Origin of the sequence: Streptomyces sp. MS191, from assembly GCF_008042125.1 — a bacterium.
Lineage (GTDB): Bacteria > Actinomycetota > Actinomycetes > Streptomycetales > Streptomycetaceae > Streptomyces.
Genome location: NZ_RDBI01000257.1, coordinates 1 through 1,319, shown reverse-complemented (window position 1 = coordinate 1,319; position 1,319 = coordinate 1). Strand labels below are relative to the sequence as shown.

Here is a 1,319-nt window from a genome sequence, read left to right as displayed (position 1 = left end):
GAGGGTGCCGTGCGCGCGGTCGGGGTCGTCGTGGCCGGTCCAACCGCAGTCGGGGCCGTCGTACACCTCGATCCACGTGCAGTGCAGGTCGCCGGCGGCGGTGTGGAGGGCGCCGGTGTGGGCGGTCACGCGCAGCTTCCGGTCACGGTCGGTTCCCCCCTGACCGACACTCCCGCTCGGACGCCTGCCCTCCTCGCGGCGCGCGGCCTCCGGATGCCGAGCTCCGACGAGTGGGAGCACGCCTGCGGGGCCGGAGCGGACACCCTCTTCCGGTGGGGCGACCACTGCCCCCTCGACGCCATCCCCTACGGAGACCACGGCGGCCCGCAGCACGGGCCGAACGCCTTCGGCCTGCGCATCGCCCACGACACGTACAGCACGGAGCTGACCAGCGACCGTACCGCCGTGCACGGAGGAGACGGCGGTGAGTCGGTCTGCGGGGGGTACGGCATCCTCCTCGCCTGGCTGCCCCTCGCCACCGCCAACCGCAACCCCTCCATGGCCGACTTCGTCCACGGTCCCGAAGGCGAGGACCTCTGCGAGGACTTCACCACCCGGCCGGTGCTCACCCTCGGACCGTGAGTCCCGCACCCCTCACCGGGAGGTCACGGAACGTGAGCATCGGCGGGCGGACCGTCGCTCACGGTGGTTCACTGGCGGTATGCCTTTCGCACGCTACGGGGTGCTCGCGGGGACGCTCCACGGGTACCACCGCGACCAGCCGGACAGCCAGGGCCGTTGGTTCCACGTCAACCTGGACGTCGACGCGCCCGCCGGGCGCTACCACTGCGCCGTCGACGTCGACAGCCACAAGTCCAACGTGGGTGTGCAGTGGAAGGCGTTCACCCTGGACGCCGCCTCCCTCGGACCGGCCGCGGCCCTCGCCCCGGGCTACCACGACCTGGCCCGCACACCGGATTCCGGCGCACTGGACTACCTCCGCCACCCGGCCCTCGTGGACCACTCCGGCGTACTCTTCCGGCGCCGCCCGCCGGACTGGCTGCAGGACCTGCTCGGCCTGTTCGGCTCGCGGCCGTGGCACGCGGGCTCCAACGTCGACGCAGCCGCCGCGCTGGAGGAGATCCTGGAGGCGGGGCGGCGCATCCTCGTCTTCGGCGAACCCTTCGACGACGACCCCGAAGGCGACCTCGGCATGCACAACGTCCACCAGAACCAGGGAGACCCGACGGGATCCCAGTGGTGGGCGGAGAACGGCATCTGGCAGGACGGCGCGACGGTCACCCAGCGCACCGACGGCCGCTACGACGTCTTCCTGAACAAGTTCTCCAGCCAGGCGGACCGCACGGACGCCGCGGGCC

At 72.4% G+C, this 1,319-nt stretch carries 1 protein-coding gene and 1 pseudogene; both read left to right on the top strand.

All coding sequences use genetic code 11. The features are described from left to right. Positions 1 to 159: 159 nt before the first annotated feature. Positions 160 to 582, top strand: a pseudogene (locus EAO71_RS37320) (hypothetical protein); the annotation flags it as partial. A gap of 79 nt (positions 583 to 661) precedes the next feature. Continuing rightward, a partial coding sequence (locus EAO71_RS37315) for a DUF2278 family protein (RefSeq protein WP_147982215.1) occupies positions 662 to 1,319 on the top strand: 658 nt, incomplete at its 3' end.